Source organism: Actinomyces oris (assembly GCF_006546825.1).
Lineage (GTDB): Bacteria > Actinomycetota > Actinomycetes > Actinomycetales > Actinomycetaceae > Actinomyces > Actinomyces oris.
In genome coordinates this window covers 752,521-764,639 of record NZ_VICC01000006.1, presented here as the reverse complement: position 1 = coordinate 764,639, position 12,119 = coordinate 752,521, and the positions used below count along the sequence as shown (strand labels likewise).

Below are 12,119 nucleotides of genomic sequence, written 5' to 3'. Positions count from 1 at the left end.
CGGCCCGGACTGGTTCCGGTATCAGGTCGCTTGTCTTTATGGAATGACAACCCGGTCATTCGTACCTTGGCGCCATGCAGCACTGCGCCAACCGACGTCGACCGCATCGGTGGGTCGGCGTCCTGATCGCCGTCTGCCTCATCCTGGGAGGAACGGTGGGCGGTTCGGTCGTCTACCTCCACAGGCACGAGGGGCGGGCTCCGCGCGGAACCATCCTCATGGGCCAGGACGTGACCGGAATGGACCGGTCGACCCTGACCGCGCTCGTGCTTCAGCGGGCCGCGTCGGCGTCACTGACGCTGACAGTCGACGGAACCCCCACCACCATTCCGCTGGCCCAGATCGCCCAGGTCGATGCCCGAGCCACCGTGGAGGCCGCCGTGTCCGGGGCGGGGTCACTGGTGACCCACCTGCACGGCGTCGTGGGGACACGGCAGGTGGCGGTGCGGTACGTGGTCAACAAGGAGGCCCGCGCCGCACTGGTGTCGCAGCTGAGCAGCACGCTGCGCGACCACGTCGTCGAGCCGGCCGTGACCTGGAATGAGGGCAGCGGCGGCTTCACCGCCTCATCGGGACGATCCGGCAACGCCATCGACCCCGCTGATCTCGACTCGGCGCTCGACGTCGCCGCACGCGAGCTGGCGAAGAACCACACCGCGCCGGTGTCGATCCGCCGGGCCGAGCCCACGGTGAGCGCCCAGGAGGCGAGTACGGTCGCACAATCGGCAATCGCGCTGCTGGACGCCGAACTCCAGCTGACGGTCGACGGCGCAGCGCACGCCGCCTCCAAGGCTCAGAAGGCCTCATGGATCGACTTCCCCGTCAAGGAGGGCCGCATCGTGCCGACGGTCTCCCAGGAGAGAGTCAGGTCCTGGGTGACCTCACTGAGCACGCCGGAGGAGCGCACACCGGTCAACGCCATCAACGACGTCGACTCAGCCGGCACGGTGCTCCAGCTCGCCCGCCCGGGCAAGGCCGGAAGGAAGGCCGGCAACATCGAGCCGGTGACGACAGCGCTCGTTCAGGGGCTCGGTCAGGGCCGGAGTGTCAGCCAGCAGATCAGCTGGAACGAGCTGCCCCACTCCACCGAGAACCGGGTGGTGCCCAACGGGCCGGAGCGCTTCGCCTACCAGGCCAAGGCGGGGGAGAAGTGGGTCGATGTCAACCTCACCGACTCAACGCTGACCGCCTACGAGGGCCAGAAGGTCGTCTACGGGCCGATTCTCATCAACCACGGCGGTGTCGGGCACGAGACCGTCACCGGCACCTACAAGATCTATCTGCGCTACCAGGCGCAGGACATGGGCTGCACCCCCGAGTGGCCCTACTGCGAACGAGGGGTCCCGTGGGTGAGCTACTGGCACGACAGCTACGCTCTCCACGGCGCCCCCTGGGTCAAGGAGTTCGGTATCGGGACGGATGAGTCCTCGCACGGCTGCATCAATATCCCGGTGCCGGATGCTCAGGCGATCTGGCAGTGGTCCGAAATCGGTACTACCGTGGTGACGCACTACTGACGGCGTTTCAGTGGCGGCGCCCTCGCGGGCTCAGCCGGCCAGGACCTCGGCCAGGACTGGCGCCAGGGCGCGGAAGGCCTGTCCCCGGTGGGAGATGGCGTGCTTCTCCTCAGGCGTCATCTGGGCGGTGGTGCGGCCCCGACCGCCCGGATCATCCTCCTGGACGGGCACGAAGATCGGGTCGTAGCCGAAGCCCCCCTCACCCTGAGGAGCCTGGATCAGGCGCCCCTCCATGGAGCGCTCGATGGTCGTGACCTGCTCCGCCTGCCCGCCGGAGGCCGGCTGGACCAGGACCGCGGCGCAGGTGAAGCGGGCGCCGCGGTGTGGGTCGGCGACGTCGGCCAACTGGTCCAGGAGCAGTTGAAGGTTCGCGGTGTCGTCCCCGTGCCGGCCGCTCCAGCGCGCCGAGAAGATCCCCGGCGCCCCACCCAGGACATCGACGCACAGGCCCGAGTCATCGGCGACCGCGGGCAGGCCCGTGGCCCGGGCCAGGGCGCGGGCCTTGAGCAGGGCGTTGTCGGCGAAGGACAGGCCATCCTCCACCGGCTCAGGCGCCTGGAGCGATGCGGCCGAGATGACGGATTCGGGCACCAGCCCGGGCACGAGCGGCGTCAGGATCTGTCGCAGCTCGGCCAGCTTGCCGGCGTTGTGGGTGGCCAGGACGAGGCGGGCTCCAGCGGGCACCTGGACCCGGTTCGTGAGCGGGGCGCCGTCGGCGTCTGATGAGGCACTCATGGCTCAGGCCTGCGTGGACTGGTGCGAGGAGTCCGCCGAGGACACGGTGAAGGGCTCACCGCTGGGGCCGGCCAGGGCCTGGCGCTGGAGCGCCGCCAGGCGGCTGTTGCCGGTAGCGGCCAGGTCGAGCAGCTCTCCGAGCTCGGAGCGATCGAAGGGGGCGTGCTCGGCGGTGCCCTGAACCTCGATGAAGCGCCCGTCCCCGGTCTGGACGACGTTCATGTCGGTCTGGGCGCGCACGTCCTCCTCGTAGGGCAGGTCGAGGCAGGGAACGCCGTCGATGATCCCCACCGAGATGGCCGACAGGGAGTCGGAGAGCACCGGCTTGCCGGGGCGGGCCTTGATGAGGCCTCGCTGCGTGCCCCAGGCGACGGCGTCGGTCAGGGCCACGTAGGCGCCGGTGATCGCCGCGGTGCGGGTGCCGCCGTCGGCCTGCAGCACGTCGCAGTCCAGGGCGATCGTGTTCTCACCCAGTGCGGCGACGTCGATGATGCCGCGCAGGCTGCGGCCGATGAGGCGAGAGATCTCGTGGGTGCGGCCACCGACCTTGCCCCGCACGGACTCCCGGCCGGAGCGCTCCGAGCCGGCCCGGGGGAGCATGGCGTACTCGGCGGTCACCCAGCCCTCGCCACTGCCCTTGCGCCAGCGCGGGACGCCCTCAGTGAAGGAGGCGGCGCACAGGACCCGGGTGCGCCCGAAGGTCACCAGGACCGATCCCTCGGCGTGGTCGAGCCAGTGGCGGGTCATGGTCACGGGGCGCAGCTCGTCGACGGCGCGGCCGTCCTTGCGGGTGAAGGGGGCAGTTGTCATGGGCTCAGGCTACCCGGCGGCCATCCGGTATCGGGGCGGCTCAGCACCGCGGGATGCTTCATGTCTGTAGTCCGCACCGGTGGTCAGGCGGTAGCGTTCGTTGAGATATCTGCTTGCGGCCGTGAGCCGACGGAGACACAGAGGAGAGCACCTATGACCTATGTCAACATCACCGCACTGACCTTCCCCGAGGGAGCCCAGGCCGAGATCGAGAAGCGCTTCGCCGCCCGGAAGCGAGGCGTTGACACCTCACAGGGCTTTCAGGGCTTCGAGCTGCTGCGCCCGCTGGTCGGAGAGGACCGCTACTTCGTGGTGACCCGCTGGGACAGGCGCGAGGACTACGAGCGCTGGAGCGCGGCGCGGCCCGCCGGCGGGCACGAGGACGACAAGCGCCGGGGCATGAGCGTGGAGGTCCTCGGCTTCGAGGTCGTCCAGCACGAGGAGTGACTCAGGACGTCGCCGGGCGTAAGTGCGGTGATGGGGAGGGAAGCGATCACTGCGTCATAGCCCGGCGCCTCCGCCTCCCGGGACTGGAGGCGGTAATCAACTCTTCGGGTGAATTTCTGGTCGGATATGGCCCCTCACCATCGTGAGGTCACTAGGGTGGGGGTGCGTATCCGTCGTACCGATGAGGAGTAAGGAGACGAGTCACGTGGGAGTCGATACCGGACGAGTTCGCCAGATGAGCGAGCAGCTGCGCAGCACCGGGATGCTCGTTATTCCGGAGTCTCCGATGCGTCTCTGGGGAAGCCTTCTGGGCTGCATCGGCTTCACCGCGCTGGGGGTTGGGATCATTCTGATCGCGAATCAGTCGAGCTCCCCGCTCCTCTATATGCTGGCTGGTATCGCCTGTATCGGTTTCTTCGGCATCATCGGTATCCCCGGCATGATGAGGAAGATCATCCTCCGCAGTCGACTGGTGGTGACGCCTGAAGGGCTGCGCCTGGAACGGCGCAACATCGTCAATGAGTCCGCACGCTGGTCGGATATCGCCGAGTTCTTCGGGCAGGAAGTCACTCCCGACAGTGGCACACAAGCACAGCTGGTGATCGGCTACACCCTGACGCCGTTGGGACAGCAGATGCGCCGTCAGGACGCGACCACCGCCCAGCTGGGCCAGCAGATCAATGAGGTTGCCGACCGTGGGATGGGCAGGGAGGAGCGCGTCTACCTTCCTGGCACCTTGGAGGGCAGTAAGGAGGACCTGCTGGTCCTGCTTCAACAGGCGCACCAGTTCTACGGCGCACCGGGTGGTGTCTAGTCCCCTCGGCTGCTGGGAGACCGCTCCCGGCTTTGTCCACCACGCATTGCGCCTGCGGCCCGACGGGTGAAGGGCGGCTCAGGGAGCCGGGGAGGGGGCCGTGACGAAGACCGACGCCGGTACCCCGCACCGGGAGTAGACGAGCTGGCAGGAGTGGCAGGGGCCGAAGGCCTTGGTCGGGGTCTGGATCTTCACCCGGGTGACGGTCTCGGGGAGGCGATCGACGCCGAACTCGGCGGCGCTCTGCTCGAGCATCTTGTAGGCGGCATCGACCTGGTAGGACCACCGCCCGAAGGAGCCGCCGCCGCGGATGGCGTGGTCGAGCCAGGCCTCGTACCAGGAGATGAAATTCGGGGCCACGCGGGTGAAGCCGTCGTCGCAGGCCCGTGAGTCCAGCCAGACGCTGCCGTCGTAGGGACTCATGCGCCACTCGGCGCCGCAACCGGCGTCGGCCAGGTGGATGCCTCCGTCATCGGCCGGGTAGACGTCCAGCCCGTAGCCGGGGCCGGCGCCCGAGCCCGCGATGGTGCTGAGGAACCAGCGCAGGTCCTCCGGCAGGGAGAGTCCCGCAGGAAGGCTCGGTGGCCCCAGCCTCATGCCGTGGTGGCGGCTGCCGAGCCAGCCGGCTTCGCTGCCGGGATCGTAGGAGGTCGCGGCGATGAGGTTCAGGGTGTGCTGGAGCCCGTCCCTGGTCAGGGGTGGTGCGGGTTCCAAGGGCATGAGTATCGACCACTCCCGGAGCATGCGATGGCCACCGGGCTCAGGCGGGATCGCGTCCAGGACGCTGCGTCCCGCGGGCCAGTCGGCGCCGGCGAGCTTGAGCTCGGTGATCGAGTGGGGGCCAATGCCCGCATAGCAGCCCAGTGCCACCGGCTCATTGGAGCGAGTGGCGGGAATCAAGGGACTGGCGAGTACCCGGTCGGTCAGGGCGCGGGGGCCACCCAGCCGCCGGCGGTAGGCCTCCACCTCCTCGATCGGCATGTTCATGCTGCGGTCGAGATGCCCGGTGGTCACCCGGTAGCGTCTGCCTCCCACCGTGGCTTCGAATAGCTCGACGTCGGGATTGTCAGAATCAATGAGGTCCGGGCGGCCGACTCCGGTCAGCAGGACAGGGCCGAAGGCACAGGCCCAGTTGCAGCCGGCAGTGACCACCGACGCCAGCTGGCTGGAGCCGTAGCCGCTGGCCGTGACCAGGACCGGTCTGCCCCCGAAGGCGCCTCCACTGATCTGAAGGAAGAGGAACGCGCCGTATGGCTCGTGGTCCTGAATCTCGTCAATGAAGCACTCGATGGTGGGCAGGCCCTCGCCCAACCGGACCGTCTGGGCATCGTCGATGGTCTCGGTCGTGGCGCCGCGGAAGTGTCTGGCGATCGTCTGCGCCAGCATGACGTCGAGTGCGGGGGTGCCCGAATCGAAGGAGTTCTCTTTCATCGATGCCTCGGAACAAGTCAGTGGAAGCGGCAGGTGTCGGAGCATGCGAAGAAAACGATCCCGTTCGTCAGAGCACGCAGGCTCTGGCGTCCTAGGAATCTGAAATCTGTGCGCGAGAAGGGACTCGAACCCTCACGCCCGAAGGCACCAGGACCTAAACCTGGGGCGTCTACCAATTCCGCCACTCGCGCTGTGCGGCGCCTACTCTACCGACCCGGGTCCCGGATAGCAGAATGCGGCGACCGCTGCTGTGCTCATATCAGTCCACTCAGTCCACGCCCAGTGCGGCGCGCAGCCGCTTGACGTGACCGGTGGCTCGCACGTTGTACTGGGCCAGCGTCACGGTCCCGTCAGGGGCCACGACCACGGTCGAGCGGATGACACCGGTGTAGACCTTGCCGTAGTTCTTCTTCTCGCCCCACACGCCCCAGGCCTCCATGACGGCGTGGTCGGCGTCCGACAGTAGTGGGAAGGGCAGGTCGTGGCGGTCGGAGAACTTGGCCTGCGCGCTCTCAGGGTCGGGGGAGATGCCGACGACGGCATAGCCGGCCGCCTCGAGTGCTTCCAAGGAGTCCCTGAAGTCGCACGCCTCCTTGGTGCATCCCGGAGTGCAGGCCTTGGGGTAGAAGTAGACGATGACGCCCTTGTCCGTGCTGGCGCAAAGGTCGCCAAGGGTCACGGTGCGGCCGTTCTGATCGGGCAGGGCGAACTCCGGGGCTCGGTCACCGGCGGCGAGCTGGGTCATGGGTCCTCCTCGGGCTCCTGGGCGGATGCGTTTATCCTCGCATCGCCTCCGGTACCTGTGGCAGTGGATTCGAGGACTTACTTTCGTGATCTGGCAGACGTTCAGCACGTCAGTCGCCCGGGACCTCTGACCCGGCTCCGGGTGGGACCTCCGGGTCAGGCGGCCTGGGCGAGCACTCGCCGTGAGGCCTGCTGCGCCGCCTCCAGGCGCTCCAGCGCCCGCTCGAGGCGCGAGGGGGAGGCGGTTGCCCCCAGAGAGGCGAGCTCCGCGCGGGCGGCGAAGAGCTCCCTGATGGCGGCCTCGTCGGCCAGGGCGTCAGTGGCTTCCGGCCCGGTGGCCGGAGTCGTCATGCTGGTCATGGTGTGGATGTTGCGTGTCATACGTATCTCCTCATCTTCCTTCAACGTCGTCGGCCCAATGGGGCCTGGGGTCGCAGCACGTGCCGAAGCGGGGACGTACCTGCCGAGCCGGCGTGCGCGGGTCAAGACTCCTGGCACGGCGGCCGGTTGCGCCGCTGCAGACAGTGGTCACGAGGGCGTAGGAACCGATGAAACGGTGGCATCCTGAGAGTTTCTCAGTGCGGAGGCGGTTGTCTTTGACCGTCGTCATGCGCCTCTGCTGTGCCTTCGGGATCATCCCGGGCGAAGCGCGTGCCCTTCGTGGTACACCGCCAGGGACTTGAACCCTGAACCCGCTGATTAAGAGTCAGCTGCTCTGCCAATTGAGCTAGCGGTGCTCGGTCAGTTTGTGACCAGCTCTTCCGGCCCCGAGGGCTGGAAGGCTCGTACACCGCCAGGGACTTGAACCCTGAACCCGCTGATTAAGAGTCAGCTGCTCTGCCAATTGAGCTAGCGGTGCTTTCACCACAGCGATGTCATTCGACGTGGCTCGCTGGGCGACGGAGGAATACTTTACGGATGGAGGAGGGCTTCGTCCAGTCAGGATCCGTGAAACCAGGCGATTGTGCGGCAAGTCTCAAGGATGCGGTGGGGTTGGGGGCCGCGTTGCCGCTGCGTGCTGCCCGGTGTCCCCGTTCAGTGCGATGAATGGCCCTCGCGGCCTTGCCTGCGACGGCGCACGTCGGCGGCACGGGCGCGGTCGCGTTTCGACATCGCACCGGTCGAGGAGGACCCCCTCGACGGCGCTGCCTTCGATGCGCCAGCGCCATTCCGCCCGCTGCGGCGATGGCCGCTCCGCCCGGCGGAAGTGCGCTTGGCGTCGTCGTCCTGCTCGATGCGGCCGGTGCGAGACCACTGGTGGTACTGCTTCAGCGTGGCCGCCTGCTCCTCGGTGAGACGGTGCCACAGGGGCAGGTCGAGCTTCTTTCGGTCGCGCACCCGGGTGCCGAGGGTCCAGCCCGCCAACATGACCAGTGCGACCACCATGCCGCCCCACATGCTGCTGCGGCCAGCGCGGGCGCCGGTGAGTATCGAGACGGTTCCTCCGAGCAGGCCCGCGGCAAGAATGGTCACGACGACGATGGCGGCCATGGATGCCCAGTAGCGCTGCGCGGCGGTGATGCGCGGCTTGCGGGATTGAGAAGTCACCTCGGCATTGTGACACCCTCGCGCGCGCGGGCTGAGCAGCGAGCGGGTGTCGAAAGGTTGCGGAACGGAGACCTGCTGGTCGCCCCAACCGGTAGGTAGTCATGTTCGCTGGTGCGGGCGCGGTTCAGTGTCACATGTCGGTGGCTCTCGCCGCGGTGCTGCGCGCGGTAGCGTGGGCCGCATGAGCGACCCGATCGTGACGCTGGCGACCTGCGCCGACTTCCCTCACCTTGATGACGATGACCGTGGCCTGCCGGATGCCCTGCGTGCGCGTGGCATCGAGCCGCGGGTTGCCGTATGGGACGACCCCGACGTCGACTGGAGCCAGTCCGGCACGGTCGTGCTGCGCAGCGTGCGCGACTACGCCACCAAGGGCAACTACTCCCGGTTCCTCCAGTGGGCCCGGTCAGTGCCCAGGCTCGCCAACCATCCCGACGTCGTCACCTGGAACTCGGACAAGCACTACCTCACCCGGCTCAGCGAGTGGGGGGTCCCCATGATCCCGACGATGTGGCTGGAGCCCGAGGCCGGATACTCCAAGCACCAGGTTCACACCCGCTTCCCGGCCCATGGTGACTTCGTCGTCAAGCCGGCCGTCTCCTCGGGCGGGCGCGGCACCGGGCGATACACCGCCACCGACGCCGCCTCCCGGTCTGCGGCGATCAATGACGCCATGCACCACCTGCGCCGCGGGCGCACCGTCATGGTCCAGCGCTACCTCGAGGAGGTCGACCGCAAGGGCGAGGTCTCCCTGGTCTACTTCAACGGCGTGCTGTCCCACGCGGTGGAGAAGGCCCCGATGCTCCACCCCTCCTTCAAGTCCACCGACGAGATCCACGAGGAGATCGTCACGGCGCGCGAGCCCAGTGAGCAGGAGTGGCTCTGGGGTGAGCGGGTGCGCAAGGCCATCCACACGCTGATTAAGGAGGTCTCCGGTCGCGACATCCAGCTCCTGTTCAACCGTGTCGACGTCGTCGGGGACGGTCAGGGCGGTTTCTACCTCATGGAGGTCTCGCTGATCGATGCGGGCCTCTACCTCGGGGCGGCACCGGAGGCGCTGGACAACTTCGCCGACGCCATCGCTCAGCGCATCTTCTGGTGACCGCGCGGGCGCGGGCGTCCCGAGGTGCCCGGATGTGGTAGATAGGTGCCATGCGCACGCTGCTCAACATCATCTGGGTCGTCTTCGGCGGGTTCTGGCTCTTCCTCAGCTACCTCTTCTTCGGAGTGATCGCCTGCCTGTTCATCGTCACGATCCCCGCGGGCGTCGCCTCCTTCCGTATCGCCGCCTACGTCCTGTGGCCCTTCGGGCGTGAAGTGGTTCCAGCCCTCGGGGCCGGCGCCATGAGCGGGATCAGCAACATCATCTGGTTCCTGGTCGCCGGGCTCTGGCTGGCCATCGGCCACCTCACCACCGCCGTAGCGCAGGCCATCACCATCATCGGGATCCCGCTTGCCGTGGCCAACATCAAGCTCATCCCCGTCACCTGCTTCCCCTTCGGCAAGCAGATCATCGAGACCCGTTAAGACCCCTCGGGCGCCGGACCGCCAGCGGCTCACAGACTGACGCGGCGGTTGACTCCCCAGTAGCCCACGTAGCAGACCATGAGGAAGACGGCGGTGATCGCCAGGCCGGCCCGCTGCTCGGGGTCGAAGACGATGAGCAGACACGAGGCCATGGACAGCATCAGCGCCGCGATCGAGACCCACGGATACCCGGGAGCCCGGTAGGCCAGGTCCTCAAGGCTGCGGCCCTCAGCGAGCCAGCGCCGTCGGAAGGACAGGTGGCACGCTGCAATCACCACCCAGACCAGGACGACGGCGAGACCGGAGACTGACACCAGGACCAGATAGACCGTCGAGGCCGCATAGGTCGAGGTCAGCAGCGAGGCCAGCCCGCCGACCATGGACAGGCCCATCGCCAGGGCTGGCACCCCGAAGCGATTGGTGCGTGCCAGGACCTTGGGCAGAGTGCCCTCGTTGGCCAGCGACCACAGCATGCGGGTCGAGGCGTAGAGCCCCGAGTTCGCCGCCGACAGGATCGCGGCCAGAATGACGATATTCATGAGGACCCCGGCGTAGGGCACGCCGATTCTGGACAGGACCGTCACGAAGGGACTCTCCTCGACTCCGGCCCTCTCCCACGGGATCAGCGCTGCGATGACGATGATTGAACCGATGAAGAAAATGGCCAGGCGGGCCAGGGTCGCCCGGATCGCGCGCGGAACAGTGGTGCCCGGGTCCTCGACCTCCCCGGCGGTGATGCCGATGAGCTCGGTGCCGGAGAAAGCGAAGTTGACGGCCAGGATCGTGGTGAACACCGCGCCGAAGCCGTTGGGGAAGAGACCGTCCCGGTACAGGTTGGTCAGCCCCAGGAACGAGCGGTGCCCCTCGTAGGGCAGCAGCCCGACGATCGCGGCCGTGCCCAGAGCGATGAACACGATGATGGCCGCCACCTTGATCCCGGACAGCACGGTCTCCGCCTCGGCGAAGACCCTCACCGAGACCATGTTGAGCACAAGGACCAGGACGATGAAGGCGGCCGCCCACACCCATACCGGAACGCCCGGGAACCACCCGTACATGATGATCGCTGCGCCGGTGAACTCACTTCCCAGGGCGACCGTCCACGTGAGCCAGTACAGGACGGCAGTGACGAAACCCGTGGCCGGCCCCAGGTACTGGCGGGCGTAGACATGGAAGGCGCCGGTGAAGGGCATCGCAACGCTCAGCTCTCCCAGGCACAGCATGACCAGGTAGACGATGACTGCGCCGATGGAGTAGGCCAGCACGGTCCCCAAGGGGCCGGCCTGGTGGATCGTGTTGCCGGTCGAGAGAAACAGTCCCGTGCCGATGACTCCGCCAAAGCTAATCATCATGAGGTGACGTCGGTTCATGCGGCGTTCCAGCGCGGTGACACGCCCCCGGCTGTCATGGTCTCCCCGACCTTCGGGGCCGTCGTGGTGGGGCCGAGGGGGAGGGGCGGGTGACGTATCCGATGCGGTGGCGGGGGCTCGGTGATGTGCAACCGGGTCCATGCCTGAGACGCTACCGGTGCCGTCTCGAGCCATTCGATACCGTGCCGCAATGCGAACGTCCTCGGTACCCGCCACGTCCTTCGGGCGAGAGCCGGTCCGGTTGTCTGATCTACTGGACCGAGGTCCGGTCGTCCTCGATGGAGCGATGGGGACCGAGCTCGACGCCCGCGGAGTCGACACCCGCAACGCGCTGTGGTCGGCGCGCGCGCTCACCACGGCGCCCGACGTCGTGCGCGAGGTCCACTCCGACTACCTGGATGCGGGGGCTCGCGTCATCACCACCAATACCTACCAGGCCACGCTCCCGGCGCTGGTCCGTTCCGGGGAGGATGCCGCCGGAGCAAGGCGGGTCATCGCAGCCGGCGCCCGCCTGGCCAAGGAGGCGGCCCGCCAGTTCGGCAAAGAGCACCCCGAGGAGCCGGTGCTCGTCGCCGGAGGACTCGGACCGTATGGGGCCTATCTGGCCGATGGCAGCGAGTACACCGGCGCCTACGGCATCGACATCCTTGAGGACCCCGATTTCCAGGAGGTTCACCTGCCGCGCATCGAGGTGCTGGTGGGGGAGGGGATCGACCTGTTCGCCCTGGAGACGCTTCCGCGTCTGGATGAGGCACAGGCGCTCGTCGCCATGGTCAAGGGCCTCGCCCCTCAGGCCGAGTGCTGGGTCTCCTTCCAGGTGCGCCCCGACGGCGCCACTCTTGCTGACGGTACGCCGCTGGCTGAGGCGGCGGCCTGGGTGGCGCAGGAGGAGATAGTCGTCGCGGTCGGCATCAACTGCGTGGCCCCGAGCGTCGTCGCCCGCGCGCTGCCGGTACTGCGTGCGGCGACCGGCAAGTCGCTGGTGGCCTACCCCAATGCGGGCGATCTCTACGACCCGGCGACCAAGACCTGGCAGTCCACAGGTGACGGGGCTGGACTCCCGGAGCTGGCGCCGTCGTGGATCGACGCCGGGGCCTGTCTCGTCGGCGGCTGTTGCCGCACCCGGCCGGCCCAGATCCGCCAGCTCGCCCGCGCGGTCTGCCCGTAACCGAGAGT

The 12,119-nt window shown here is 67.9% G+C and carries 13 protein-coding genes and 3 tRNA genes; 6 read left to right on the top strand and 10 right to left on the bottom strand.

The genetic code is table 11. From position 1 onward, the window contains the following. The first annotated feature begins 74 nt into the window (after positions 1 to 74). Positions 75 to 1,517, top strand: a complete 1,443-nt coding sequence (locus FK267_RS10715; protein WP_141407161.1) for a L,D-transpeptidase — start codon at positions 75 to 77, stop codon at positions 1,515 to 1,517. A 30-nt stretch (positions 1,518 to 1,547) separates the two neighbouring features. Here the strand turns inward: FK267_RS10715 and rdgB are convergent, their stop codons facing one another. Together rdgB and rph are read right to left on the bottom strand one after the other, a co-directional pair. Beyond that, the gene (rdgB, locus tag FK267_RS10710) at positions 1,548 to 2,252 is read right to left on the bottom strand and encodes an RdgB/HAM1 family non-canonical purine NTP pyrophosphatase (protein ID WP_141407160.1); all 705 of its coding nucleotides are present in this window, start codon (positions 2,250 to 2,252) and stop codon (positions 1,548 to 1,550) included. Positions 2,253 to 2,255: 3 nt separating this feature from the next. Next, positions 2,256 to 3,062 carry a ribonuclease PH gene (gene rph / locus FK267_RS10705; protein WP_141407159.1) on the bottom strand — a complete coding sequence of 269 codons (807 nt, stop codon included), beginning with the start codon at positions 3,060 to 3,062 and terminating at the stop codon, positions 2,256 to 2,258. A 153-nt stretch (positions 3,063 to 3,215) separates the two neighbouring features. Here rph and FK267_RS10700 point away from each other — a divergent pair, with 153 nt between their 5' ends. Together FK267_RS10700 and FK267_RS10695 are read left to right on the top strand one after the other, a co-directional pair. Then, complete coding sequence (locus FK267_RS10700; protein WP_004565265.1) at positions 3,216 to 3,509, top strand: antibiotic biosynthesis monooxygenase family protein; 294 nt, start codon at positions 3,216 to 3,218, stop codon at positions 3,507 to 3,509. A gap of 235 nt (positions 3,510 to 3,744) precedes the next feature. After that, positions 3,745 to 4,323, top strand: coding sequence for an STM3941 family protein (locus FK267_RS10695; RefSeq protein ID WP_232211282.1), 579 nt, complete (start codon positions 3,745 to 3,747; stop codon positions 4,321 to 4,323). Between the two features lie 78 nt (positions 4,324 to 4,401). On the opposite strand, the gene FK267_RS10690 is transcribed toward FK267_RS10695, so the two are convergent. The 7 genes from FK267_RS10690 to FK267_RS10660 form a co-directional block, all read right to left on the bottom strand. Continuing rightward, on the bottom strand, positions 4,402 to 5,754 hold the full coding sequence (locus tag FK267_RS10690; RefSeq protein WP_141407158.1) for an SMI1/KNR4 family protein: 1,353 nt from the start codon (positions 5,752 to 5,754) through the stop codon (positions 4,402 to 4,404). Between the two features lie 109 nt (positions 5,755 to 5,863). Further along, positions 5,864 to 5,945, bottom strand: a tRNA-Leu gene (locus FK267_RS10685). Between the two features lie 77 nt (positions 5,946 to 6,022). Beyond that, positions 6,023 to 6,499, bottom strand: coding sequence for a thioredoxin-dependent thiol peroxidase (gene bcp / locus FK267_RS10680; protein WP_141407157.1), 477 nt, complete (start codon positions 6,497 to 6,499; stop codon positions 6,023 to 6,025). 155 nt (positions 6,500 to 6,654) lie between these two features. Continuing rightward, on the bottom strand, positions 6,655 to 6,879 hold the full coding sequence (locus FK267_RS10675; protein WP_198498090.1) for a hypothetical protein: 225 nt from the start codon (positions 6,877 to 6,879) through the stop codon (positions 6,655 to 6,657). Between the two features lie 280 nt (positions 6,880 to 7,159). Further along, positions 7,160 to 7,235, bottom strand: a tRNA-Lys gene (locus FK267_RS10670). Positions 7,236 to 7,284: 49 nt separating this feature from the next. Continuing rightward, positions 7,285 to 7,357, bottom strand: a tRNA-Lys gene (locus FK267_RS10665). A gap of 176 nt (positions 7,358 to 7,533) precedes the next feature. Continuing rightward, the gene (locus FK267_RS10660) at positions 7,534 to 8,046 is read right to left on the bottom strand and encodes a hypothetical protein (RefSeq protein ID WP_141407156.1); all 513 of its coding nucleotides are present in this window, start codon (positions 8,044 to 8,046) and stop codon (positions 7,534 to 7,536) included. A gap of 181 nt (positions 8,047 to 8,227) precedes the next feature. On the opposite strand from FK267_RS10660, the gene FK267_RS10655 reads away from it, so the two are divergent. Both FK267_RS10655 and FK267_RS10650 read left to right on the top strand, forming a co-directional pair. Further along, entirely contained in the window at positions 8,228 to 9,148 is a 921-nt protein-coding gene (locus FK267_RS10655) for an ATP-grasp domain-containing protein (protein WP_004565259.1), read from the top strand. Positions 9,149 to 9,198: 50 nt separating this feature from the next. Further along, complete coding sequence (locus FK267_RS10650) at positions 9,199 to 9,573, top strand: YccF domain-containing protein (protein ID WP_141407155.1); 375 nt, start codon at positions 9,199 to 9,201, stop codon at positions 9,571 to 9,573. Positions 9,574 to 9,602: 29 nt separating this feature from the next. Here the strand turns inward: FK267_RS10650 and FK267_RS10645 are convergent, their stop codons facing one another. Next, positions 9,603 to 10,943 carry an amino acid permease gene (locus tag FK267_RS10645; RefSeq protein WP_141407154.1) on the bottom strand — a complete coding sequence of 447 codons (1,341 nt, stop codon included), beginning with the start codon at positions 10,941 to 10,943 and terminating at the stop codon, positions 9,603 to 9,605. Between the two features lie 190 nt (positions 10,944 to 11,133). Between FK267_RS10645 and mmuM the strand changes: the two genes are divergently transcribed. Then, on the top strand, positions 11,134 to 12,111 hold the full coding sequence (gene mmuM / locus FK267_RS10640) for a homocysteine S-methyltransferase (RefSeq protein WP_141407153.1): 978 nt from the start codon (positions 11,134 to 11,136) through the stop codon (positions 12,109 to 12,111). Positions 12,112 to 12,119 lie beyond the last annotated feature (8 nt).

Coding starts and splice junctions, on each gene's coding strand:
- FK267_RS10715 (WP_141407161.1), top strand. CDS start 75: ATGCAGCACTGCGCCAACCGACGTCGACCGCATCGGTGGGTCGGCGTC.
- rdgB (WP_141407160.1), bottom strand. CDS start 2,252: ATGAGTGCCTCATCAGACGCCGACGGCGCCCCGCTCACGAACCGGGTC.
- rph (WP_141407159.1), bottom strand. CDS start 3,062: ATGACAACTGCCCCCTTCACCCGCAAGGACGGCCGCGCCGTCGACGAG.
- FK267_RS10700 (WP_004565265.1), top strand. CDS start 3,216: ATGACCTATGTCAACATCACCGCACTGACCTTCCCCGAGGGAGCCCAG.
- FK267_RS10695 (WP_232211282.1), top strand. CDS start 3,745: ATGAGCGAGCAGCTGCGCAGCACCGGGATGCTCGTTATTCCGGAGTCT.
- FK267_RS10690 (WP_141407158.1), bottom strand. CDS start 5,754: ATGAAAGAGAACTCCTTCGATTCGGGCACCCCCGCACTCGACGTCATG.
- bcp (WP_141407157.1), bottom strand. CDS start 6,499: ATGACCCAGCTCGCCGCCGGTGACCGAGCCCCGGAGTTCGCCCTGCCC.
- FK267_RS10675 (WP_198498090.1), bottom strand. CDS start 6,879: ATGACACGCAACATCCACACCATGACCAGCATGACGACTCCGGCCACC.
- FK267_RS10655 (WP_004565259.1), top strand. CDS start 8,228: ATGAGCGACCCGATCGTGACGCTGGCGACCTGCGCCGACTTCCCTCAC.
- FK267_RS10650 (WP_141407155.1), top strand. CDS start 9,199: ATGCGCACGCTGCTCAACATCATCTGGGTCGTCTTCGGCGGGTTCTGG.
- FK267_RS10645 (WP_141407154.1), bottom strand. CDS start 10,943: ATGAACCGACGTCACCTCATGATGATTAGCTTTGGCGGAGTCATCGGC.
- mmuM (WP_141407153.1), top strand. CDS start 11,134: ATGCGAACGTCCTCGGTACCCGCCACGTCCTTCGGGCGAGAGCCGGTC.